Source organism: Streptomyces sp. GL_141, from assembly GCF_057834385.1.
This window is the reverse complement of sequence record NZ_CM174402.1, coordinates 4,464,342-4,486,309: the sequence shown is the minus strand read 5'-3', so window position 1 is coordinate 4,486,309 and position 21,968 is coordinate 4,464,342. Positions and strand designations below refer to the sequence as shown.

At 67.9% G+C, this 21,968-nt stretch carries 17 protein-coding genes, 1 tRNA gene and 1 pseudogene; 9 read left to right on the top strand and 10 right to left on the bottom strand.

Annotated features, from left to right (window positions below):
- Positions 1-49 precede the first annotated feature (49 nt).
- Positions 50-1,399, top strand: a complete 1,350-nt coding sequence (locus tag AC3IX6_RS19670) for a PrsW family intramembrane metalloprotease (RefSeq protein WP_489363164.1) — start codon at positions 50-52, stop codon at positions 1,397-1,399.
- Here AC3IX6_RS19670 and AC3IX6_RS19665 read toward each other — a convergent pair.
- The 3 genes from AC3IX6_RS19665 to AC3IX6_RS19655 all read right to left on the bottom strand — a co-directional run bounded on the left by AC3IX6_RS19665 (position 1,350) and on the right by AC3IX6_RS19655 (position 4,121).
- Entirely contained in the window at positions 1,350-2,399 is a 1,050-nt protein-coding gene (locus AC3IX6_RS19665; RefSeq protein WP_489363162.1) for a M23 family metallopeptidase, read from the bottom strand. The genes AC3IX6_RS19670 and AC3IX6_RS19665 overlap by 50 nt on opposite strands.
- A gap of 282 nt (positions 2,400-2,681) precedes the next feature.
- Positions 2,682-3,863, bottom strand: coding sequence for a PP2C family protein-serine/threonine phosphatase (locus tag AC3IX6_RS19660; RefSeq protein ID WP_489363160.1), 1,182 nt, complete (start codon positions 3,861-3,863; stop codon positions 2,682-2,684).
- A 184-nt stretch (positions 3,864-4,047) separates the two neighbouring features.
- Positions 4,048-4,121: transfer RNA gene (locus AC3IX6_RS19655), tRNA-Met, on the bottom strand.
- Between the two features lie 897 nt (positions 4,122-5,018).
- Here AC3IX6_RS19655 and AC3IX6_RS19650 point away from each other — a divergent pair.
- From AC3IX6_RS19650 to AC3IX6_RS19635, 4 genes are all read left to right on the top strand, one after another.
- Positions 5,019-8,513: a helicase-related protein gene (locus tag AC3IX6_RS19650; protein WP_489363158.1), complete on the top strand. Its 3,495-nt coding sequence runs from the start codon at positions 5,019-5,021 to the stop codon at positions 8,511-8,513.
- 60 nt (positions 8,514-8,573) lie between these two features.
- A complete protein-coding gene (locus AC3IX6_RS19645) occupies positions 8,574-10,442 on the top strand; it encodes a DUF8724 domain-containing protein (RefSeq protein ID WP_489363157.1) in 1,869 nt (622 codons plus the stop codon).
- Positions 10,418-11,230 carry a phospholipase D-like domain-containing protein gene (locus tag AC3IX6_RS19640; protein ID WP_489363155.1) on the top strand — a complete coding sequence of 271 codons (813 nt, stop codon included), beginning with the start codon at positions 10,418-10,420 and terminating at the stop codon, positions 11,228-11,230. The genes AC3IX6_RS19645 and AC3IX6_RS19640 overlap by 25 nt, the downstream gene beginning before the upstream one ends.
- A gap of 226 nt (positions 11,231-11,456) precedes the next feature.
- Positions 11,457-11,651: a hypothetical protein gene (locus tag AC3IX6_RS19635; protein ID WP_489363153.1), complete on the top strand. Its 195-nt coding sequence runs from the start codon at positions 11,457-11,459 to the stop codon at positions 11,649-11,651.
- Here the strand turns inward: AC3IX6_RS19635 and AC3IX6_RS19630 are convergent.
- Positions 11,628-12,128, bottom strand: coding sequence for a very short patch repair endonuclease (locus tag AC3IX6_RS19630; RefSeq protein ID WP_489371492.1), 501 nt, complete (start codon positions 12,126-12,128; stop codon positions 11,628-11,630). The genes AC3IX6_RS19635 and AC3IX6_RS19630 overlap by 24 nt on opposite strands.
- 314 nt (positions 12,129-12,442) lie before the next feature.
- Complete coding sequence (locus tag AC3IX6_RS19625) at positions 12,443-13,720, bottom strand: DNA cytosine methyltransferase (protein WP_489363152.1); 1,278 nt, start codon at positions 13,718-13,720, stop codon at positions 12,443-12,445.
- Positions 13,721-13,863: 143 nt separating this feature from the next.
- Between AC3IX6_RS19625 and AC3IX6_RS19620 the strand changes: the two genes are divergently transcribed.
- Entirely contained in the window at positions 13,864-14,709 is an 846-nt protein-coding gene (locus AC3IX6_RS19620) for a GIY-YIG nuclease family protein (protein ID WP_489363150.1), read from the top strand.
- A 29-nt stretch (positions 14,710-14,738) separates the two neighbouring features.
- Complete coding sequence (locus tag AC3IX6_RS19615; protein WP_489363148.1) at positions 14,739-15,422, top strand: Eco29kI family restriction endonuclease; 684 nt, start codon at positions 14,739-14,741, stop codon at positions 15,420-15,422.
- 239 nt (positions 15,423-15,661) lie between these two features.
- Here AC3IX6_RS19615 and AC3IX6_RS19610 read toward each other — a convergent pair whose 3' ends face one another.
- Positions 15,662-16,039 carry a hypothetical protein gene (locus AC3IX6_RS19610; protein WP_489363147.1) on the bottom strand — a complete coding sequence of 126 codons (378 nt, stop codon included), beginning with the start codon at positions 16,037-16,039 and terminating at the stop codon, positions 15,662-15,664.
- A gap of 162 nt (positions 16,040-16,201) precedes the next feature.
- Between AC3IX6_RS19610 and AC3IX6_RS19605 the strand changes: the two genes are divergently transcribed.
- Entirely contained in the window at positions 16,202-16,480 is a 279-nt protein-coding gene (locus AC3IX6_RS19605; RefSeq protein WP_489363145.1) for a GntR family transcriptional regulator, read from the top strand.
- A 174-nt stretch (positions 16,481-16,654) separates the two neighbouring features.
- Here the strand turns inward: AC3IX6_RS19605 and AC3IX6_RS19600 are convergent.
- A pseudogene (locus tag AC3IX6_RS19600) lies at positions 16,655-17,122 on the bottom strand (NUDIX hydrolase).
- A 490-nt stretch (positions 17,123-17,612) separates the two neighbouring features.
- Between AC3IX6_RS19600 and aspS the strand changes: the two are divergent.
- The gene (gene aspS / locus AC3IX6_RS19595; RefSeq protein ID WP_489363143.1) at positions 17,613-18,929 is read left to right on the top strand and encodes an aspartate--tRNA(Asn) ligase; all 1,317 of its coding nucleotides are present in this window, start codon (positions 17,613-17,615) and stop codon (positions 18,927-18,929) included.
- A gap of 61 nt (positions 18,930-18,990) precedes the next feature.
- Here aspS and AC3IX6_RS19590 read toward each other — a convergent pair whose 3' ends face one another.
- Genes AC3IX6_RS19590 through AC3IX6_RS19580 form a run of 3 tightly spaced genes read right to left on the bottom strand, consistent with a single transcriptional unit; the run spans position 18,991 to position 21,964 of the window.
- Complete coding sequence (locus AC3IX6_RS19590) at positions 18,991-19,773, bottom strand: hypothetical protein (RefSeq protein WP_489363142.1); 783 nt, start codon at positions 19,771-19,773, stop codon at positions 18,991-18,993.
- Positions 19,774-19,787: 14 nt separating this feature from the next.
- Positions 19,788-20,666 carry a radical SAM protein gene (locus AC3IX6_RS19585; RefSeq protein WP_489363140.1) on the bottom strand — a complete coding sequence of 293 codons (879 nt, stop codon included), beginning with the start codon at positions 20,664-20,666 and terminating at the stop codon, positions 19,788-19,790.
- The gene (locus tag AC3IX6_RS19580) at positions 20,663-21,964 is read right to left on the bottom strand and encodes a radical SAM protein (protein WP_489363138.1); all 1,302 of its coding nucleotides are present in this window, start codon (positions 21,962-21,964) and stop codon (positions 20,663-20,665) included. The genes AC3IX6_RS19585 and AC3IX6_RS19580 overlap by 4 nt, the downstream gene beginning before the upstream one ends.
- Between the last annotated feature and the right edge of the window lie 4 nt (positions 21,965-21,968).

The following is a 21,968-nucleotide window of genomic DNA, read 5'->3' as shown; positions in this document are numbered from 1 at the left end:
AACCGGGGACATCACTCCGCGTGTCGGGTCCGCTCGGTAGAGTCATCACGTGCCCCGAGCGACCCGGCCGCCCCGGCTGCCGCACCGCGTGCCGCGTACCGCCGGCGCCGTGCGCACGTACGCGCTCGTCGCACTGCTCGGCGTCTGCGGCATCGCGATCCTGGAACTCGTACGCGAACAGACCGGTACGCCCGGCTTCTTCGTCGGTCTGGGCCTGGCCCTGCTGCCGGTGGTGCCCCTCGTGGCGGCGTTCCGCTGGGTGGGGCGGGCCGCGCCCCAATCGTGGGCGCAGGTGGGGTTCTGCTTCGGCTGGGGGGCGTGCGCCGCGGCGCTGATCGCCATACTGGCCAACAGTTTCGCGACCGAGTGGATAGCCGCGGCCACCGCCGATCCCTCCTACGGCGACCGGCTCGGCTCGGTGGTGATCGCCCCGGTGGTCGAGGAGAGCGCCAAGGCGGCCGCCCTGCTGCTGCTGTTCCTGTTCCGCAGACGCCAGTTCAGCGGCGCCTCCGACGGTTTCGTGATGGCCGGTTTCACCGCCACCGGCTTCGCCTTCACCGAGAACATCCTCTACCTCGGCAACGCCTTCGGCGAGGACGCCCGGAACGGCACCGGCGTGCTGAACTCCGTGACGGCGGCGACGTTCTTCGTCCGGGCCGTCATGTCCCCCTTCGCCCATCCGCTGTTCACCGTGGCCACCGGCCTCGGCTTCGGCGCCGCCGCGCTCGCCGTGCGCCGTACGCGCCGGATCGGCCTGCCGCTGCTCGGCCTCGCGTCGGCCATGGGGCTGCACGCGCTGTGGAACAGCTCCTCGGACCTGGGCGAGTCCGGGTTCTACGTGGTCTACGGCTGCGTGATGGTCCCGGTGTTCGCGCTGCTGGCCTGGCTGGCCGTGTGGATACGGCGCCGCCGACTGCGGGCCGTCGCCGGGGAGCTCGCCGTGTACGCGGCCGCCGGCTGGCTGGGCCCGGCCGAGGTGCCCGCGCTGGTGTCGATGCCCGCGCGCTCCCTGGCCCGCGCGCTGGCCCGGAGCACCGGGGGCCGGCCGGCGGGACGGGCGGTCGCCTTGTACGAGGCCGATGCCGCGGCGCTGGCTCTGCTACGTCACCGGGCGCGCAGTGGCGGCCGGGACCGGGAGCCGGACTTCGCGGGGCGGGAGCGGGAGCTGCTGCGCCGGCTCTGGCTGCGCCGCGCGACGGCGGGCCCGGCGCTGTCCCGGGCCGCGGTGCTGGAGGAACTGCTCCCGCCCCGCTTCGACCCCCTGGGCCCGCCCTGCCCGATCGGCCCGATCGGCCCGCTGGGCCCGCCCTGCCCGACCGGCGGGCCGGCGCTGGGGCTCGTACCGGGTCCTAGACGTTCAGGCCCCGTGCCCGCAGCCAGGACAGCGGGTCCACCGTGACGCCGCCCTGGCGGACTTCGAGGTGGAGGTGGGGGCCGGTGACGTTGCCGGTCGCGCCGACGCGGCCGATGGTGTCGCCCCCGGCGACGGAGCCGCCGGTCACCGACATCGAGGACAGGTGGCAGTACCAGATCTCGGTGCCGTCGGGGAGTTCCAGCACGATGCGGTAGCCGTACGCCCCGGACCAGCCGGCCGAAACGACCTTGCCGGAGCCGACCGCCTTGACGGGGGTGCCGGTCGGGGCGGCGAAGTCGAGGCCGGTGTGGTGGCCGGAGGACCACATCGAGCCGGAGTCGCCGTAGTGCGAGGTGAGGGTGTAGGCCGAGGTGGGCAGGAAGAAGGCTCCGGCCGACCGGGCGGAGCTCTCCGCCTTGGCCTTGGCCTCGGCGGCCTCCTTGGCCTCCTGCGCCTTGCGCGCTTCCTCCGCGGCGGCCTTCTCGGCCGCCTCCGCCGCCGCCTTCTCGGCCGCCTCCTTGGCCGCCTGCGCATCGCGGGCCTGCTGCGCCGCGGCCTCCTGCGCCACCCGCTCGGCTTCGGCCCGCTCCTGGGCCTCGGCGGCCTCCTGCTGGGACTCGGCCTGCTGGAGGATGCGGCTGCGCAGCAGCTCGCCCGCGTCGGAACGGCGGTCGGCCTGCTGCGGGATGATCCCCGACCGGGCCGGCTCGGCGGTCCGCGCGGAGCCGCCGCCGGAGTTCCCGGCGGGCTCGTCCCCGCCGCCCAGGGCCTCGGGGAGGTCGGGCAGGGGCGGCAGCGAGGGCAGGGATATGGCGACCTGGGGCCGGTCCTGCGCGGTGGCGATGCCTCCCGCGCCGACCGCGGCGATCACACCGACGCCGAGGACGGTGGAGGAACGGGCCAGTCCCCCGCGCTGCTTGAGCACGCGGTGCTTGCCGCGGGGCGGCCGGGCCGAGTCCTCGGTGGGGTTCCACTCGCCCCAGGCACCGGCGGTGGGCTGCTCCTGGACGTCGATGCCTTCAGGGGCAGGCGAGTTGGAGGCCACCGGGGCACACTCCTCATGGGCGAGCACGCGCACGGTGCCGTCTCTTGCGACGGCTGGGACGACCGCTCTGCGTTATCGAACGGTAATAGAGAAGGGGGAGTGATTCCAAGCAGTTGCGATTGATCGTTAATGACAATCAGCCACTACCCGCACAGCTCTGGCCAGGACTTATCACCAGACTCATGGATCAACTCGGGCAAAAATCACCCACCTCCCCCACCTCTCGCGCCACATCTTCACATTGACGGTTCGTCAGCTTGCTTGCCGAGCGCGCCTCTTCGGTCACGCTCCGTCCCCTTTGCGGACCACCCGCACCGTCCGCCGCCGGATCGGCTGCCGCGCCCCGGGTCTGGCCACCGCCAACAGGGCCATGTCGTCCGTCGCCGCGCCGCCCGTGTGGCGGCGGACATCGGTGGCGAGCGCGCTCAGCAACGCGTCAGGCCCCGCGAACACCCGCCCGCGCAGCCGGGCCGCCGGATCGTAGAAGGCCCCCGCCCCGTCCCGGGCCTCGGTCAGCCCGTCCGTGTACAGGAGCAGCGTCGCGCCCTCCGGGAAGGGCCACTCCCGCACCCGGTCCGGCCAGCCGCCCAGTTCCCCCATGCCCAGCGGCAGCGCCGGCTCGGCGGGGGGCAGCTCCGCGAGGCCTCCGTTCGCGTACAGCAGCAGCGGTTCGGGGTGGCCTCGGTTGACGAGCCGCAGCAGGCCGGCGCCCGGCGGGATCTCGCCGAGCACGCACGTGGTGAACCCCTCCACCGCGTCCAGGCTGTCGCGCCGGTTCCCCTCCCGGGCGAGCGCCCGCTCCAGCCTTCGCGCCACCCCCTCCAGGGTGGGCTCGTCCTCGGCCGCCTCCCGGAACGCCCCGAGTACCACGGCCACCGCCTCGACCGCCCCGAGCCCCTTCCCCCGTACGTCGCCCACCGCGAGGCGCACGCCGTACGGGGTGTCCTGGACGGCGTAGAGGTCGCCGCCGATGAACGCGTCCGCCTGCGCGGCCTCGTAGGAGGCGGCGACCTGGAGTCCCGCGATCCGCTCGGCGGGCGTCGGCAGTACGGCGCGCTGGGCGGCCTCGGCGATACCGCGCGCGGAGGCGAGCTGCTCCGTACCGCGCCGCACGACGATGTTGATCAGCGTGGCCAGCCCGGAGACGGTCAGGACGGTGGCCAGCTCGGTCATGGCCTCCACCTTGAAGGTGGTGCCGTTGTAGATGTGCAGCACGACCACGGCGAAGGTGGCCAGGATCCCGGTGAGGACGGTGGCCCGGAGCGTGAACAGCGGGGCCGCGATGAGCGGGGCGGCGGAGAAGAAGGGGGAGCCGGTGAAGCTGGGCGGGGTCAGCACGTCGAAGAGGAAGCCGAGGACGATCAGGGTGCCCGGGAGCATTTTGACGATCCGGCGGACCACGGCGCTGCCGGCGACCGCGCCGAAGACGCGCTCGCCCCTGCCCTGCCGGCCCAGCCCCACCACGCTGCTCTCCTGCCGCCCGGTCCGCCTCGCCCCCCAAGGCTGGGGGCAGGAGGGCCCGTAGGGCGACCCGGGCGGGACCGTTCGAGTGACGGGACGGCGCACACCCCACGGATGCACGGATACATGGATGCACGGATACGACGAAGGCCCGGCCCCCCAAAGGGGACCGGGCCTTCGTACTGAGTAGCGGGGGCAGGATTTGAACCTACGACCTCTGGGTTATGAGCCCAGCGAGCTACCGAGCTGCTCCACCCCGCGTCGGTAAACCCAACTCTACGCCATCCGGGGGGAGCCCCCCGCCAATTACCGCCCACACCCCCCACCCACAGGACATCACCGCAGGTCAGAGCCCTAAAACCGGCTGCCCGAAGGCACTCCGCCCCCTCCCGGGCCACCTGAACCGCGCCCCCCGAGTCCACCTCAGAGCTCCCCTGACGCCCCTTCAGGGCACAAAAAAGCGCCCCACCCGGCGGACCGGGTGGGGCGCTGTGAGCTGTAGGCCATGTCGGACTCGAACCGACAACCAACGGATTAAAAGTCGAAAGGTGTTCGTCCAACTGGGTGAGTCATGATCCAGCTCGCGGGCTCTCATGCAGGTCAGGGGCTATGCCCCGTCCAGCTCGGACAGCATCAGGGAGTCCGTGAGCACCCCATCCAAGGGCGTCCGCTCCCGCAATGCTCCCGCACCGCATGCGCCCTGACCTGCCCATTTGGCGTACCGCGCTTGTTATCCGTTGCCCGGCAGTAGGCAGCCGACCACGCGCGAGTGTCCCCGTCGATCACGTGGAGGACATCTGCCCGGGGCTGGGTGATCAACGTCGATCCGGAGCTTCATATCTCGGGACTGCCCGACACCTCACCGCAGCCTCGGCCTGTGCGGAACGAGTCGCACCGTTCTCATCGTCGCGGCACTCAGATAGGCCGACGCTTGACGACCCCGCGTGACGCGGGACTGTCGATTCATCAAATCTTCACCGTCAAACCGGAGTTGGGTTGATCGGCGTGCACGGGCACTTTCGCCCTTGCTACGCTATGCGGCCAGAAGCGCAGTACACACGTAGCTCTCCCATCTCACACCACATGCAGGTCACGCGAGGGGTCGCCCGGACGTGCCCATGGCTTCCTGCCCACGTCCCTTGACACAGGAGCTTCGCCATGTCCGTGTTTCATCATGCCCATGCCATCGCGGTGGCCGGAACCCCCGCCCAGCGATATGACGCTCTTCTGGGCTGCCTCTCACGTCGCATCGTCAGTCGAGCGGCCGGTACGTTCATTCCCGCTGGGACTCGACTGCTTGACCAGCCGCAAAAGCACCTGTGGCTTGGCATGCTCGCCAGCGAGGCGAAGTTGGTCAACGAGACCGACGCCGGCTTCCGCGGGCTTCAGATCACTCCACCCGCCCAGGGTTTCTCCTTCCGCGTCCGAACGCTGCCGAAAGCCCTCACGATCGAGGTCGCGGCATCAACGTTCCTGGCACTCCATCCGACCGTGGAGGAGCAGCGCGATACCGCGATTACCCCACGCGACGCGCGTCCTTCCGACGCGCGCGGTGGGGCGGCTCGGGCGGCTGCGACCGTTCGGGCGTCCACCGGGCCCACGGCTGGCGGCTCGCCTCAGACTCGTACGACCTCAGGAAACGGCGGGAGGACGAAGTACCCTCTCGCGCAGATCTGGACGAAGGCCACGATGGATCCTGTACGGATCCCCGTCCACCTGCCTCCCGCAGGGGCCCTGTCGATGCGTGTCGGGGAAGCCGAGATCGCCGCCGCACTCCGCTCCGCCGCGTCCCGCCACGACCACCAGCTCTTCCGTCATCGCCTAGGCGCCCCGGCGAACGGCTCCCTCCCGCTCGAACATGACTTGGCCGATGAGCAGACGTGGGCCGCGTACGGCGCCCGCAACCTGGTCGCGGCGACGCATGTGCTGCCGCCCGAACATCGTGCCGCCGTCGAGATCGAGATCACGCCGGTCGACGGCCTCTTCGAGGTCTTCGTCGCGGTGGTGAACACCACGCCGGCGCCCCAGGACCAGTTGATCGATGGCGTTCGCCCCTATGAGGAGGCGTACCTCGACACCCGTCTGTACCAAGTCGTCCTGACCGCGACGCTCGACGTGCCCGTCGAGCCGTACGAGCTGGAGCAGGTCGCGCAGTCACATCGGTATGAGCGGTCTGTGCCCGCGTTCGGACACGCCTCGCCCGTCTCACACCAGGACGACGACGAACACACCACCCTCCGGACCGAGTTCGCCGCCACGGAACCGACCTGGCGCGGGTATCCCAGAAGGGAATCCTCCGACGCCGCCGGCCGACAGGTGCCGATTGACACGTCCTTCGCCTCCTTGATCGCCGAACCGGTCGGCACCGTCTCCACACTTGTAGACCTTTTGGACGTCTGGGTAGACGACAAATGGGGGACAACGGCCCTGGACGCCCTTCACGTGGAACGCGGATGGAACGACAAGGCGCGCGCGGAGGCCGAGAAGGACGCGACGGCCGCGCGCGCGGAGGCGGCATGGGTGCGCGCTGGCTTGGATCTTCTGCACTCGGACCCGAACGTGCTCGACGCCTTCGTGGCGGCGAACAAGGTGGTCCAGGCTGCCGCGGACGACTACGTCAGTTGGCACCCGTTCCAGGTGGCCTGGATCGTTGGGTGCCTGCCCGGCATGGTCGACCCCAAGCGACACCCCGCTGTCAACATCGTCTGGTTCCAGACGGGCGGCGGTAAGTCCGAGGCCTATCTCGGCCTCATGCTCGCCACGCTCTTCTATGGCCGGTACACCGGCGTCACCCGAGGAACTCAGGTATGGGCGCGTTTCCCCCTGCGTCTGCTGGCCCTCCAGCAGACCGAGCGATTCGCGAAGATGGTCATGAACGCGGAGGTCCTGCGGCGGCAGGATCCCCGCATCGCCAAGGACACAGCGGCCTTCGGAATCGGGTACTTCGTGGGTGGCGGCAACACCCCGAACCGGCTCCGCAAGCCTGACGGCAGCAACTACTACAACGGACCGGACCCCACCGACCCCGCAACCGCCGAAGCGTGCAGGGTCTTGGACAACTGCCCGCTCTGTGGGCAGGGCCTCGCCGTCAAGTGGGACGACCCGACCCACACCATGCGCCACATCTGCCAGAACTCCGCCTGCGAACTGGCCGGCGTGCTGCCTATCTGGGGGGTGGACGACGACATCTATCGCCGGGCACCATCCGTACTCGTCGGAACAGTCGACAAGCTTGCCCAACTCGGCCAGAACCAGGCCTTCCAGATCCTGCTCGGCCGTCCGCACTCCTTGTGCCCCAAGCACGGCTACTCCGCCAGCCCCACCTGGTGCCCCGTCTTCGGATGCAAGGAAGACCGGCGCCCGGTGCCCAAGGGCTTCGGACATGTGCGACTTGAGATCGCCGATGAACTGCACCTACTCGACGAGAGTCTCGGCGCACTGGACGGCATGTACGAGTCGCTACTGCAGAAGATCAGCGAGCACCTCAAGAACGATCCCTTCCAGATCGTCGGCGCCACCGCGACCATCGAGGGCTACCAAAACCAGGTGCGCCACCTCTACGATCGTGAGGCCCGGCGCTTCCCCGTCAATGGCCGGGAGGCGGGGGAGACTTTCTGGTCGACTACCCGTAAGGGCGATCCCCTTCGCCGGTACCTCGGAGTGCGATCCCGGGCAAGCACCATGGTGACCGCCACCCGAGAGGTCGCGGTGGTTCACGATCAATGGGTGCGTGACCTGTGTGACGACCCCAAGAGCGTCGTCTCGGAAGCGGGCCTCGACGCGACCGATGCGGAGATCGTCGAGGAGGCGCGACACGCGGGCGAGGATCTCTTCGAGGTCCTGGTCACCTACTGCCTGCGCAACGAGGACCTGACCAGCTTCGTCCGGGACCCCGCTGTACGGGAGCTGCTGGAGAGCGAAGACAACCTGGTGATCATCAACGGCGACACCAGCCCTGACGTCATCCGCTCAGCCGTCGGCCGCCTGCGGGAGCCTCCGGCCCACAAATCGGAGCGGGTCAGGCTGATCGCCGCCACCAAGGCTATCGGGCACGGATTCGATGTCCCCCGCCTTGGCGTCATGGCTGTCATGGGCACACCGACCCAGGCGTCTGAGATCATCCAGGCGTCCGCCCGCGTCGGACGTCGCTTTCCCGGGCTGGTCGTGAACGTGATCAACCCCAGCCGAGACCGCGACGCGAGTGTCTTCCGCTACTACCCGGAGTGGATCCGCTACCTGGACCGCTTGGTCCACAAGGTGCCCGTGAACCGGGAATCGGTGCCCGTCCTCAAACGGGTCCTGCCGGGCGGATTGATGGCGTGGTTCCTGCAGGTCCTCGACCGCGAGTGGATCACAGGGGGACGCCGGCGGCGCTCTCTCGCCGACTCCACCGCCTTCCGCGACGCCGTGCGGGATGGGGTGTTGGACCGCGCGCTGCTCGTTTCCCTGCTTCGTCATGGATTCGGCATCGACGATACGAGTGTCTACCACCGGATGCACCGTGAGGCCATCGACGTTTGGGTCGACGATCAGCTGGCCACGCTTCCGTTTCGAGCGGAAGCCGGCAAGCGCCTCCCCGACCTGCTGCACCCGTCTGTACCGCGATCCCTCCGCGATATCGAGGAGCCCTTGACCATCTACGGCGAGTTGTAGTCGCACGCGTCCCGCGTCTCGTGCCCCGCCGTCCCGCTCCCGTATCCGGAGAGATTCCGCATGGTCTTCGAACAACTCAACCGCAGCAACATCCAGGCGCTGTGGCGCTATATGCCAGGCCAGCCCTACAACTGGTCCTCCAAGGGCTCCGTCCTCGGCGAGCCGCCCCGCCAAGTAACCCCCCTTGATGTTCCCGAGGGCTGGGTCGCCCCACAGCTCCGCCGGTTGCTCCTGCCCTTCGAGAGCGCGTCGAACAACGGTTCCCGATCCGGCACCGAGCTCACCGCGATCGAACGACGTCAGTTCAGTCTGGTCAAGGCGGAGGACCTCCGAGCCGCCCGTTTCCCCAACACCTTCCTCTGCCGCGCGTGTGGCGCCTTCCGCCTCATCCGCAACAGCGACGGCTTTCCCACCTGCCCCACATCCAGCCACGGGCGGATGGAGCAGTTCTCCTGGTGCGAGGTCCACGAGTGCGGCCACCTGAGCGAGCTCGCGCCGCCTCGGTGCGGCTCCGGCTGCCGTGCCGCGATGCGACTCAACAACACCCGCGACCTGAACACCTCCCGCTGGTACTGGACCTGCGACCGCTGCCAGCGGCGCTCTGACGATCCCGTCGTCAGATGGTGCGCCACCTGTCGCGACGGCCGTCCGCAAGTCATGCGGGTGCCACAAACCGCCGCCTACTACCCACAGCAGATCACTGTCATCAACCCGCCCACCCGAGGCGACTATGGCGCGCTCGCCTATGAGGGTGTGTACGCGGCAGCAGTGGCTCAAAGCCTGGGTGCCCTGCCCAGAGGAGCCGAGGGGCTCCGGCGTGCCGGAGGCGCCAGCGTTGCGGGCGGCGCCGTAGAACAGGCTCGCGAGACGGCGGAAGCACTCGGCCTCAAGCCGGAGGATGTGCTTTACCGCCAACTCATCGCGAAGGCCAAGGAACGGGAAGGCGACACACCAGCCTGGGACACCCGGGTCGAGGCCTTGGGCCGCGATCCCGAGACGATCGAGGTCTTCGGCGAAGAATGCCGGCAGCTTGGCCTCGCCTGGGACGCCAAGCCCCTGACCGTCCAAAATCTGCTCGATGGTGACGCGGGCACGCAACTGGAGGCCTACTACCAGCAGTACCGCAAGCTGATCTCGCGCTACGGATTCTCCGACGTCACCTTGCTGCGAGAACTGCCCATCGCGTACATCGTGGCGGGCTACACGAGGATCAGCAGCAATGCGGTGGCCACCACGCGCCGCGGGACCCAGACCAGGCAGCGGTTCCGCTTCTTCCCGGCGGGACGCGACAGTAAGTTCCCCATGTACGGAGTGCGAACCGAGACTGAGGGCCTGCTGTTCGAACTGGACAAGCTCGCCGTGGTGCGTTGGCTCGTCGGCTCTGGCGTCATCGAGGACCCCGCCCTGGAAACCCAGGAAGAGGCGCAGCGATGGATCTTCCAGTTCAGCGATCCGGTCCTCGACGCCTTCAACGCGCCTGACAACGACATCACGAAGGCCATCCTCGGCCTCGTCCACTCCATGGCACACCGCATGATGAAAGCCCTCGCCACCCGGTGCGGGCTCAACGTCGACTCACTCGGGGAATATCTCTTCCCCGCAAATTGCGCTTTCCTCGTCTATGCCAACACCCGCAGCAACTTCACACTCGGCGGGCTCGAACACGTCTACCGATTCGACTTGGAGGACGCGCTGTGTGAACTAGACGCGGAGACCCGCTGTGTGTTCGATCCGCCTTGCCGACGCGCCTTCGGCGGAGCGTGTGCCGCGTGCCTCCACATCTCCGAGGTCGCCTGCGCAAGGTTCAACACCGTTCTGGACCGGAACCTGCTGTTCGGCACGCTTCCCCCCCTCCTGTCCGGCACCACACAAGGCTCGCAATCAGGAAGAGAAGGCGAACGACAGTGGCGCGGGTACTGGAGCCGCTGAGACCCCTGGTCTCCCTGCTCCTGCAGGCACCAGCCCCTGCTGACACCGCGGCGGCCGCGACCAACATCGCGGCCGCCGCCGGCACTGGTCCCGAGATAGCCACACTCATCCAGGACGCAGTAGTCGATCGGCGGCTCGTGTCGTACGCCCTCGTCCACGCTGGCGTCGTGGACGAAGTCGGCGAAGTCACGCAGGCCGCGCCTCTCCTGCTCGCTCAGGCCCACGCCATGGTGGCGATGTCACTGGAAGAAGGGTGGGAGCTCGTGCTCACCGTCCCGGCCTTCCTCACCGAGTCCTTGAACGAGATGTCGCGTGACAACGGAGGTCCCGGGCTGCCACTCGACACGGGCCGGACGATTCGCCATGTCGCCGAGAGCGCGCGATCACACCTGGTGATCGCCGCGCCCTACCTGCACCCCTCCTTCGCGGCCACCGTGGCGCCAGCCCTCAGCACCCTCACAGAGGCTGGCGGGACTGGCACAGTGATCACGAGGGCGCTGGGTCGGTCCGCGCCCGACCGCTCAAATGCCAACGTGGCAGCGGTGGAAGTTTTACGGGGTGCGGCGGGCAGCCGGCTGAGGGTGTGCTCATGGGACGAGAGCGGGCTGGGTATCCACTTCAAAGTCGTCCTGGCCGACGACCAACTCGCGTACATCGGTTCCGCGAACCTCACCCCTGGCGGAACCCGTTCTCACGCTGAAGCTGGCATGCTCCTGCGAGGCAGTCGAGTAAAGGCTCTCTCCCGTTGGCTCCACGTTGTGGCAGACGAGCTCGCACGGCGCTCGTAACGCGGCTGAGGAAGATCGACTCACTGAAGTGAATGCGGCCGTGCCACTACGAGGCCGTTGACAGCCTTCCCCCACCCCCGAGCGCAGGAGACAGGACGGCCGATGCGCTCGTGAGTGTTGTACCACCGGTCGCCTCGTCAGGCGGGCTCAAATCGTGACGCCGATAGAGTCGGCATCACATCCCGCGCACGTCTCGGGCTGTATTGATATGAGGGAGTGGTGGAAGATGGCGCCGATCCGCGAGCCAACGCAGGTCTCTGTCCAACAGAACGGGACCGTGGAACTGCCCATGGGCCTGCTGGCGGAGGCTGGTTTGGCGCCCGGCTCCACTCTGCTCGCGTTCAGCGATGGTGACGGGCGCATCGTGCTACGTCGTCTCGAGGATTCGGTGGAAGACCTACTCGGTGGGCTCGGGTTGTAGTCCCGCCCCACCGTCGGCCGCTCCGCCTCGCGCAGGCAGCATGCCGCGGATCCGCTCAGCGGCCTCGGCTAGGTCCTCGTGCTCCCAGACTCGAACTACCTGCCAGCCGGCATCCCGTAGAAGGCCATCCGTCTCCGCGTCCCGCCTGCGGTTGCCCTCGATCTTCTCCCGCCAGAACTCGCTGTTCTTCGTAGCCGGGCGGTGATGCTCAGGACAGCCGTGCCAGAAACAACCATCGACGAACACAGCGACACGCGCCTTGGGAAAGACGACATCGGCCGTCCTGCGCAGGTTCGGCAGGGGCCTGATCCCAACCCTGTACCGCAGGCCGTCCGCGTGCAGGAGGGAGCGGAGGCGAACCTCAGGCTTCGTGTCCTTGCCGCGATTCCCCTGCATGACTGACCGAACCGCCGGCGATGTGGCCCACGAATCCTCTGCCGGCGCCTGCTCCGCGATGAGGCCAGCGACACGCGCCATTCCCCAGGCTTGAGCGAGATTCGCGGACCGTGTGTCGTTCGTAACCTCGCCTACGTACTCGGCGGGTGACCGACCCTTGTCAGACCACCGAAGGTAGGCCCGGATCCGCCTAGTCCTCGGAAGCAACTTCAGCTCGATCGAGGCTCTCGCGAAGCGTCCGTCCCCGAGGTCGACCATGCGTCGGTTCCGCCCCCCAGCCGCCCGGTCCTGTTCGGCCGCCAGGATCGCCCGGCTCCTGCCCTGTTTCCCCTTCCAAGCCTTGGTCGGTGGCGGCTTCTCCTTCCAACGGCGCGATTCTGGCGCCGTCATCTCACTCACCTACGCTTCTCCGCGCCGTCCAGAGCGGCGGCGACGGCCTTAGCGAACACCTCTCCAAGGAGGACGGGAACAGCGTTTCCGAGCTGCCGCATCTTCTCTCCGCGAGGACCCTCAAGCTTCCAATCATCGGGGAACGTCATAACGCGAGCGGTCTCCCGCACGGTCATGTAGCGGTGGAGGTAGCGCCAGCCGTCCGGCGCCGTGGCATCGGGGACTCGGTCGTCCAGGAGCATCACCGACTCTCCACCTGGGACGCCGTGCACACCCGCCTTGACGGTCTTCGCCGGCCGATCAAGTTCGTTGGGTGTATGACCGTCGTAGATACGAGCGTTCGGCCATCCGACGTGGTAGGCGATCCCCCCGTGCTCATGCTTCTTGTCCTGCTGATCGAGCGGGATGGGCGGCAGCCTCAGCTGCCCATCTCCGTGGATCGCGTCCCGCATTGTCCGCCAGGGCTTAAGGCCGTCGTCCATCGGCAGCGTCTGGGGGACGCGCTTCATCACCCGAGCCCTGACGTGATCCGGCACGTCCGGGTGATTTCGCCAGTAGGTGCCGTCGGCGAATGATCGAAGCAAAGCCGTCTCGGAATGCGTCGGACTCACGAGCCGCTTGAACTCGTCGACGTCCACTCTCAGATCGGCACGGAAGGCCACGATGATGACCCGGTTCCTGATCTGTGGAACCCCATAGTCAGCCGCGTTGACCGGGACCATAACGGCCTTGTACCGCTTGCTCAGATCAGCACTGGCCACTTCGCCTTGAGCGATCAGGGCCTGATCGTGTTCTTGCCACGTGGTGCCCTCTCGCCTCTCCTCGAATGGGAGTTCCAACTCCCTCAAGATGTAGTTGAAGTACGGCTTGAAGGAAGGCCGCAGAAGACCCCTCACGTTCTCGCAGATGACGGCCTTCGGCTGAATCTCCCGAACGGCCCTGAACATCTCCGGGAACATGTTGCGCTGATCCTCGTCCCCCTTCGCCACACCTCCCAGACTGAAAGGCTGGCACGGGGGGCCACCGGCGAGCACGTCGACCTTCCCCTTGAGGTAGTCCATGTCGAGCTTCCGAATGTCCCCCTCGACGAGAGGCGGCCGCCCCGCGCCTCGGGGCACACGGGGACGCTCCCCGTCCTCGCACGCCTCCGCGCCGTTGGCGGCGAGGGTCTCGCACGCCCGCTTGTTGAACTCATTCAGCAGCAGGGGGCGGAACCCCGCCCGCTCCACCGCCATCGCCAGCCCTCCGCCACCGGCGAACAGCTCGACAGACGTGCGCTTCATTCTCGACTCCCCGGGCAGTTCAGCAGTCTCAAAAGCATACCGCGGAGTTGTTGATCAACAGGGTCATTCCGCGAGACGCCGCATCTGCGCTGAGGTACGACGGGTATCGTGCGGTGATCATCTACGCGTAAGGAGTTGCCGGGATGACGCCCACGCTGGAGCCCAACGGCGGCGACGGTTACCACAAGGACTTCACGCTCAGCATCACGAAGGCCCTCGGCGATCAGCTCGCCATCGCCTTGGACGGGTTGGACCGGGCGCCGCTGAACGAAGCCAGCATCGCGGGACTCAAGGAGAAGCCGGGCGTTTACCAGCTCTACCTGAACGGCCAATTCGTATACGTCGGCAAGGCCGACAAGTCGCTTCCGGCCCGGCTCCGCAACCATCTCCGCAAGATCTCCGGACGCAGGCGGATCAGCCTCGACGAGATGGCGTTCTCCTGCCTCTATGTCGCGGAAGACTTCTCCGCCCTGGCGCCAGAGCAGCTGCTCATCAGCCACCACAAGGAAATTGGCAACATCCCTTGGAACAACAACGGGTTCGGCAATAAGGACCCTGGCCGGCAGCGCGACACCACGGTCCTCAAGAGCAACCACTTCGACACCCAGTTCCCGATCGACCTGGACCGCCCCGTCGACGGGCTGAGCATCGGGGAGTCAACGCTCGAAGAGTTTCTGGAGACCGTAAAGGCGGCCCTGCCCTATAACTTCCGGTACCAGAAGTCCCCTCTCTACAAGAGCTGGACCATTCACGTCCCCTCAGAGAGCTTGACCGCCGACCAGGCGTTCCGCCTGATCTCCACAGCCATACCTGAATCGTGGCAGATCACGGCCCTGATGGGGTACGGAATCATGTACGACGACGCTCCCGCCACTTACAAGAGCGCATGGCGCTACTACCGCGCCGGCTCGCATGTCGACGCCATTCCCGAGGCGGACCCGGTGGGCGAAGTCGAAGCTGAAGACGCCCTGCCATCCAGCGATGAATAGCACCAACCGCCGGGAGAAATGAAGTCCGCATGAGCGACAGAGACGATATCTACGACCCGCTGCGTCGCGAGAACTTGGGACGCAGCGTCCAATGGGCTCTCGAAGAGACAAACCCGATCCCCCTCGGAAGCGTTCGAAGCCGGTCGTTCAAGGGGTGCGGGATCTACGCCATCTACTACGTCGGCAATCACGATCTCTACAGGCCTCTCGCAGATCACCCGTTCGAGGTTCCCATATACGTGGGCAGGTCGACTCCCGAAGGCTCCCGCACTGGGTCAGTTGTGAAATCCCCGGAGGAGAGCAAGTCCCTCCGTTCTCGACTCATGATGCACGAGAACAAGATCAAGAAGGTCGATGACCTTGAGATCGACGATTTCTACACCCGCTTCCTGCCGGCGGACGACCTGTTCACGCCAATGGCCGAGAGCATGATGATTACGGAGCTCCAGCCAGTGTGGAATGTCATTCTGGATGGTTTCGGCGTGAATGCGCCGGGCGACGGCCGGAAGGACCAGGCCCGCTCGAAGTGGCATGAAGTCCATCGAGGCGCACCCGCCGGCGAGGCGCTTCCGCCCCATCCGGGCGGTCCCGACCCGCTTCGCGAGAAGGTGACTCTCCACCTTGCCACGCACGCGGTACGCCCGGCGCACGCCGCTGGCGTGCCGCCCACCGCGGACTCTCTCGACTCGGACGGCGCCGTCTCCAGCGATTGACCCTTCCTCACTCGACCATGACGAGGCCCTCCCGGACAGTGCCATCCGGGAGGGGCATCGCTTGGGGAGTCAGCCGCCCGGCGGTAAGGCAGTCTCAGCCGGGAGAGGGCCAGGGGTGAGCAGCGGGGCGCAGTCGGGGCAGGCGTACACGGTGCCGCCGGGGCCGCTCGTACGCTCTATGTGGTGCACCTCGACGGGAGCGGCGGTTATCCGCTCGCACCGACAGCAGGAAGTGGCCGTCATACCCCCACCGCCACCCGAATCGTCCGGCTGTCAGGGCGTACCTGCCTGCCGTGGATCACGGTCGGGCCCACGTCGATGCCGCGCAGCGCCATATCCAGTGCCCAGCGCCGTTCAGCCTGAGCCCGACGCTTCGGGTCGTCCTGACGCCTATAGGGCGATGCGGTGACGTAGGGACGCACGGGGTTGATCGTGTCCACGAAGGCCTGCCCCCGCGCGGCCTCGCAGGCGTATGGGCTCTTGTGTTCCGGCAGCGGTCGCCGGGGCCGCGAGAGCATTTCGGGCGCCAGCTCCGGCGCAGGGGTGGAGCGGTGCTTCCCTCGCGCGGGTAACAGCATCACAAGGAGGCGCGTGAAGCGCGCGATAAAGTCGGTCATGTTCGTCAGCTCCCAAAAGCTGATGGGCCACGCCCCCGGACGTTCGCTGCGTCGCGGGGGTCCTTTCGTGAGCGACCCTAGCTCGACCTGTCAAAGCCTGTAAAGACCTGTGTGCCCCTGTCAGGGAGTGCCGTCATGGGATCGGCCGGATACCGTCGGCTCATGGAGTACGGGCCGGATGACCAAGTGCAGCGCGATGCGCCCGACGCACCGTTTCAACAGCTCGCAGGGATCCTGCGAGCACGCGTGAAGCGGGGCGACTGGAAGCCGAACCGGGCAATTCCTGGCGAGAACGCCCTCGCGGACGAGTACGGGCTTTCCCGCCCGACCGTCCGCCGCTCGATCGCCGTGCTCGCCGACGAAGGACTCGTGTACGCGGTGCCGGGGCGCGGTACCTATATCGCCGAGCAGAAGCCGGCCGCACCGACCGCGCACGAGTGAGACGACCGCGCCCATCCCCTACGGAAAGCGGCCCCGCCGGATGGAGAGCTGATCACTCCGAGAGGCGGGGCCAGGTCCTGGGCCAATGCGGGGATGCCGGCGAGGGACGATTCATCCGTCAGGCGCTGCGCGCGTGTTCGCTGCCGCGGAACGGGTGAAGGCGGGGCTGGCAGTTCAGCCGAGGTAGGGGTACGTGCCGGCGAGGTAGTCGCCGATCTGCTGCCGCATGCTGGGGTGGATGTCGTACTGGTCGAGCTCAGCGGCCTCGACGAAGCGGACGCCGTCGGCCTCGTCGTTGATCGTGGGCTCACCACCCACGGGGCGCCCGATGTAGGTGTTCTCGTACTGCTGGCGGATCTCGCCGTCGGTGTAGGCCACGATGTGGCGAGGGTTCGTGTAGACACCGAGGAAGCCGGTGATCTCAGCGACGATGCCCGTCTCCTCCACGCATTCGCGCACCGCGCACTAGGCGGCCGTCTCGCCGATGTCCTGGGCACCCCCGGGCAGGGCCCACTGGCCGGTGTCGCGGCGCCGCTGGAGGAGGACGGCACCGGTGTCGTCGACGACGAGCAGGTTGCTGGCGGGGATGAGGGTGTTGGCCTTCGGCGCGGCCGGGTCGTTGTAGTACTCAGTCCTACCCATGTGCGGCGGTCCCCTCCTGGTCGGGAGTCCAGGGCCGCAAGCGGCCCGGACGGCTTCGCGGCCCTGATCGTAGTTGCCGCGCATTCTCGTGGCGGCCCTACAAAGCAGCAGCGATGGGCGACGGGGTCTCCTATCTGGCCTCGGCAGGGACACCATCCGGTCACCTGGTGCGCCACCACCGTGAATCCGTTGCGAGGGGCCTGCTGGATCCCTATCCTCGTGACCAACGCGTCGACGGAGACGAGTAGCCACGGATCACGCGAGCAGAGAGAGCCGCCGGCAGCTGTGAAGGCGGACTCGCACCCATGGTGAAGACCCTCCCGAGCGCGGGGAGGAAAGGCCCACGGGCCCAATGCCCCGCCGGTTTGCCCCCGTCATCGGGCTGAATGAGGCCGCCGCTTTCTGGCGGTGGCAAAGGCGTGGTGGCACCGCGAGTACCCTTCTCGCCCACGCTTCCAAGGGATCATGACGACGCCCCTGGAGGGCTGCGATGATCCACACCACTAGCCGCGTACTGGCTTCTGACCTACGCGCGCACCTCGACCAGACCGTCACCGTCTCCGGCTGGGTGAACGCACTCCGGCTGCAACGCAAGATGCAGTTCGTCATCCTGCGGGACCACTCCGGCATGGCCCAGGTGACCCACAAGCGTGACGGCGGCCCGCTCGAAGCCGTCATCGAATCGCTTACCCCCGAGTCCGCCGTCCGGATCACCGGCCGCGTCGTAGAAGCAGCCCAGGTCAACCTGGGCGGCCTGGAGATCGTCCCCGAGATGATCGAGGTGCTGAACCGGGCAGAGACACCACTGCCGATCGACGAGCACACCGGCCCCGAGCACCGGCTCGACTGGCGCTTCCTCGACGTACGCAAGAGGGCCACCGCGCAGATGGTGTTCGCCGCGCAGACGACCCTGGAGCAGGGGCTGCGCGAGTACGCCATGCAGAACGGCTGCACGGAGATGCACACGCCCAAGCTGATGGGCACCGCCTCGGAGTCCGGCGCGGAGGTGTTCAAGCTCGGCTACTTCGACCGGTCCGCCTACCTCGCGCAGTCGCCGCAGTTCTACAAGCAGATGGCCGTGGCCGCCGGCATCGACAGGGTTTTCGAGATCGGCCCCGTTTTCCGGGCCGAGCCGTCGTACACCTCCCGGCACGCGACCGAGTTCACCGGCGTGGACGTCGAGCTGTCGTGGATCGACGACGTCGAGGACGTGATGGCGTTCGAGGAGCGGATGCTCGCCCACGCCATCGCGAAGGTCGCAGAGGTCCATGGTGAGGCGATCCGGAAGGTCTTCGGCATCGAGGTCGTCGTGCCCAAGGCCCCGTTCCCCAGGATCACGATGGCCGAGGCGCAGGAGATCCTGCGGGCCGGCGGCTGGGACCCGGAAGGCGTCAAGGAGGACCTGGACCCGGAGGGTGAGCGCACCATCGCCGCCCACATGAAGGAGCTCACGGGCCACGAGTTCGTGTTCATCACGCACTACCCGGCCAGCATTCGGCCCTTCTACCACATGCGTCCGGCGGACCGGCCGGACCTGACGCTCAGCTTCGACCTGCTCTGGAAGGGCCTGGAGATCACCACCGGGGCCCAGCGAGAGCACCGCTCCGACGTGCTGCTCAAGCAGGCGGAGGAGAAGAGCATGGACACCGAGCCGATGCAGGACTACATGAACATCTTCCGGTTCGGGTGCCCGCCCCACGGCGGCCTCGGCGCCGGCCTGGGCCGGATCCTGATGGTCATGCTCGGCCTGGACTCGATCCGCGAGGCCGCGTTCCTCTTCCGGGGACCGAACCGCCTCACCCCCTGAGCCAGGGGTAGACGCACCGCTACCCCACCGCCTGTCTGGCGGTGGGGCAGCGGGTGCTCGCTCAGTACCGGGTGTGGCCGAGGTCGAGGGTCCATGCCTCAGCGGGGTTCTTGTCCCAGTGGTCGCGCAGGGCCAGCTCGCGGTCGGCGTACCGGCCGCGGCGGGACAGGCCGCCGTGGGAGAGGGTGACACTGAGCGCGAGCGGCGATTCTGTGGTGACCCAGTGCGGGGTCAAGGCGTGGCTCCACAGCTGGTCGCCGGGCTGCATCGTCACCGACTGTCGGGCCGCCTCGTCGTGCGGTGGGGGATCTTCGGCGGTGGTCTCACCGAGGACCGCGGCTTCGGGGGACAGGTGCTTGTCGGGGTTGTGATAGCTGTGGAAGGTCTTAGCCCCTTGGACCTGCCACACCAGACCGTGCGAGTTGTCGTTGTGGTAGGTCGAGGCCGCGCCTTCCGTGGACAGGAACAGGATGGGCGCGCACCGCTGCCACGTGAACCCCTGCGACGACAGGTAGGTGCGCCAGGGCACCATGACCTCGTCCTGGAAGCCGGCCAGGATCTCGCCGTAGAACCGGGCGAGGTTGAAGTGCACCAGGCGGAACGGCCACGTGGCGATCTCTTCGACCGGGGCCGTCCGGAACGCGGCGGTGCGGTCCATGCGCACCTTCCAGTCGTCCTCGCCGAGGACCGTGAACCGCACCTCCTCGTCCCGGCGGACGTGGTCGAGGATGTCGATCGCCGGTAGGAACAGGTACTCGAACGGGACCTGCATACGGAAGTTCGGCGACTGCCTCCAGTGGCTGTTGAAGTCGTCGGGATCGGTGACGGAGACCGACGGTTGCACGTGGACCCCCAAGGTCAGGCCGCCGCGCAGTCGCGGGACGCGGGGCGGCAGATGGCGGCGCAGTCGGGTCCGACGCGGTCCGTGGCCGGCGCGTCGAGGAAGGCTCGTATCTCGGTACGTGGGGCATGGACACTGACCTCGGATGCTCCGTAGGGGCAGTGCCGCACCTCGCCGTCGGCCGACATGTAGAGGGTGGCCGACCGGCAGGAGTGGCTCTCCTCCTTGGACAGCTGTAGTTGCCGCAGGTCGTCGAGGTAGGACCGGTATCCGTTGGACAGGCGGAAGTACTGGTCGAGTGCCGCCGTGTCGCGCGCCCTCTGCATCAGGGAGTCCTGGATCGATCGGCCGTCCCGGCGCAGGGCACTTTCGGACAGGAGAACGGGGCTGAGCTGAACGTCGATCCCCGTTCCCGCTACGAGGTCAGCGAGCTGCTCGGCTTCCTCGACGTCCACATCCCAGTAGGTGAGGTGAAGGACTTTCGAGGGGGTGTCGACGGCGTCCAGCGTCGCGACAGCCGAGGCTGCGCTCCGGGTGGTGCGGCCGAGTGTCATCGCGCCCTGCGAGTCCGCGGAGACGGTCACGTTGGTCAGTAGGTGACCGACCTCCGCGAGAGCGGTGACCTCAGCCTCAGAGCGGGCCGAGGTCACCATGGACACCGTCATGCCGAACTGGAGGGCCAGGCGGACGAGCTGCCGAAGGTCCGGGTGGTGCGTCGGCTCACCACCGGTCAGGCACACGCCCTCCACCCCGGTCTCCTTCAGCCGCGACAGGGCACGCGTGTACGTGGCGGTGGTGAGGAAGCCGCGGGCGCGGTCGGCCCGGAAGCAGAAACTGCACGCGACCTCGCAGTGCCCCGCCGTCGAGATCAGCGCCGTACGGACCGGGGTGGTCATTGCACCCCCGTGTTGTCCCACACCGCGATGGCCACGGTGCTGGTGTAGAAGGCGCACATCTGTGGGTCGGGTGTGCTGCCCCCGATGAGGGCCTGTTCGTTGCGGGACGGGCCGCCGCAGATGGCCAGCGCCGGGCAGTCGCCGCACGCGGGGATCGGCGCGACCTTCTTCGTCGCCCTTGTGAGGCGGCTGGGGTCCGACCGCAGCTCGTCGAGTGTGTGGAGGAACTCGGGCTCGGTGAAGTTGATGTCGCACACGCTGACCCGGTTGCCGGGCAGGAGAGCGGCGTTGAGGCTGCGGTCGCCTTGCATATGGTCGAACAGCATCGGCCGGCGGGTGTCGAGGGCCTGGAAGGCCCGGTCCAGGACGGAGAAGAGCATCCCGCCCTTCCCTAGCGCGGTCAGGCGGGCCTCGTAGAGCTCCCGGGCCAGGTCCGTGCCGTTCACCCGCCACTCGCCCCCGGTGGGGATGGGCGTGTTGACGTAGATGAACTTGAGCCCGAGGTCGTCGATGATCCACTGCACGCTCTCGGCCAGGCGCCCGATGTTCGACGCCGTCGGGGTGAGGTTGCAGCCGACGTGCAGGCCTTTCGCCTCGACCAGGCGCCGGACGTTGCGGCGGATCCGGTCGTCCGCCGGCTGTCCGCCGAGGAGGAGTCGGTTCGCCGAGTTGATCCCTGGAGGGCCGTCGATGGAGATGCCAACCCCGTACTCGCGCTGTACGAAGTGGTCGAGGGCCTCGTCCGTCAGGCGAGCGCCGTTGGTGACGACCGTGCGCCGGACCCGCTCTACGCCGTAGCGGGCGGCGAGGGTGTCGGCGAGTTCGTCGCCGTACTGCATGAGGTCGAAGCGGATGGTCGGCTCGCCGCCGAACCACTGGATCGAGACCTCCTCCTGCCCCGCGTTCTGCTCGAACAGGAACTCAAGGCCGGCGGCGAGCTCCTGCTCCGTCATGTCCGGCTTGCCGCTGTTGGTGTCGACGAAGCAGTACGTGCAGGCCATGTTGCAGCGGTCGGTGAGCACCACCCGGAGGCCGCTGATCCTGCGCGGTGTCGGGTCGATGCCCAGGGTGTGGAGGCGGTGGTGGAGTGCTTCACGGCGGTCGGCCGCGGGGCCGTCCTGGGTGAAGCCGAGCCCGGCGAGTGCTAAGTGTGTCGCGGTCGGGGGGACCCCGGCGAGGTCAGAGACCTCGCCGGAGTCGAGAAGCACACTCTCCAGCGTGACCGGGTCGAGGAGGACAGCCTCACCGTCACGGTCGTACTGGAAGTATTTCCCCCACAGCAGCTGGGGAGTGGCCACTGGG

Bases quoted from the DNA above. Each gene is read 5' to 3' on its own strand.
- AC3IX6_RS19635 (WP_489363153.1), top strand. From the start codon at position 11,457: ATGGCGCCGATCCGCGAGCCAACGCAGGTCTCTGTCCAACAGAACGGG.
- AC3IX6_RS19605 (WP_489363145.1), top strand. From the start codon at position 16,202: ATGGAGTACGGGCCGGATGACCAAGTGCAGCGCGATGCGCCCGACGCA.
- AC3IX6_RS19625 (WP_489363152.1), bottom strand. From the start codon at position 13,720: ATGAAGCGCACGTCTGTCGAGCTGTTCGCCGGTGGCGGAGGGCTGGCG.
- aspS (WP_489363143.1), top strand. From the start codon at position 17,613: ATGATCCACACCACTAGCCGCGTACTGGCTTCTGACCTACGCGCGCAC.
- AC3IX6_RS19630 (WP_489371492.1), bottom strand. From the start codon at position 12,128: ATGGCGCGTGTCGCTGGCCTCATCGCGGAGCAGGCGCCGGCAGAGGAT.
- AC3IX6_RS19610 (WP_489363147.1), bottom strand. From the start codon at position 16,039: ATGACCGACTTTATCGCGCGCTTCACGCGCCTCCTTGTGATGCTGTTA.
- AC3IX6_RS19615 (WP_489363148.1), top strand. From the start codon at position 14,739: ATGAGCGACAGAGACGATATCTACGACCCGCTGCGTCGCGAGAACTTG.
- AC3IX6_RS19585 (WP_489363140.1), bottom strand. From the start codon at position 20,666: ATGACCACCCCGGTCCGTACGGCGCTGATCTCGACGGCGGGGCACTGC.
- AC3IX6_RS19645 (WP_489363157.1), top strand. From the start codon at position 8,574: ATGGTCTTCGAACAACTCAACCGCAGCAACATCCAGGCGCTGTGGCGC.
- AC3IX6_RS19650 (WP_489363158.1), top strand. From the start codon at position 5,019: ATGTCCGTGTTTCATCATGCCCATGCCATCGCGGTGGCCGGAACCCCC.
- AC3IX6_RS19620 (WP_489363150.1), top strand. From the start codon at position 13,864: ATGACGCCCACGCTGGAGCCCAACGGCGGCGACGGTTACCACAAGGAC.